The 574-nt window shown below is 68.5% G+C and carries 2 protein-coding genes; one reads left to right on the top strand and one right to left on the bottom strand.

Annotated elements, in window-relative coordinates:
• Window positions 1-197 (top strand): hypothetical protein (locus QN357_RS19210; RefSeq protein ID WP_323505428.1); only part of this gene is annotated, 197 nt, incomplete at its 5' end.
• Here the strand turns inward: QN357_RS19210 and QN357_RS19205 are convergent.
• Window positions 191-574, bottom strand: a 384-nt coding sequence (locus tag QN357_RS19205; protein WP_323505427.1) for a universal stress protein, incomplete at its 5' end; no start/stop codon positions are given. The two genes, QN357_RS19210 and QN357_RS19205, sit on opposite strands and share 7 nt — an antisense overlap.

Genomic DNA, 574 nt, shown 5'->3' with positions numbered 1-574 from the left:
TCGGGAGGGCCCAGTTCCTGATCGGCGCGGCGAGCCAGTTGACGAGCGTCACGTCCCCGACAGGTTTCCGCGAACTCGTCGATACCGACATCACCGCGGGCCTGCGCAGGAAGGCGCTCGCTCCGATGGCGGTGCCCCAGGGTGCTTGGACCGGCGACGGTCTCGATGCTCCCCAGTTCGACGAATTCGACTACTGAGGACGTCCCGTCTGACCGCTTGACGACGTCCCGTCGATTCGGCGCGGAATGACCACGATCGGGCAGGGCAGGTTGAGCAGCACGTCGTGGCTCACCGAGCCCAGGATGAGGCTCCCGACCGAGCCGCGTCCGTGCGTGCCGACCACGAGCAGTTCAGCCTCGGCGGACGCATCGACGAGTGCAGGGGCGGCCGGCCCGGTGTCGAGGATCTCGACGACGTCGAGTCCTGGACGGGCGTCCCGCACCCGTTGGGCCGTGATCGCGAGCGCTTCGGCATTGGCTTCGCGGAGCGCTTCGAACGGCACCGTCGCGCCGAGGTCGATCGCAACCGTCATCGGAATCGACCAGGAGTGCACGATCCGGAGTCCGCGCCCGAG

Source organism: Cryobacterium sp. RTC2.1, assembly GCF_035018685.1.
Classification (GTDB): Bacteria; Actinomycetota; Actinomycetes; order Actinomycetales; family Microbacteriaceae; genus Cryobacterium; species Cryobacterium glucosi.
Note: the sequence above shows the minus strand (reverse complement) of the source record. Positions and strands in the feature narration are given on the sequence as shown.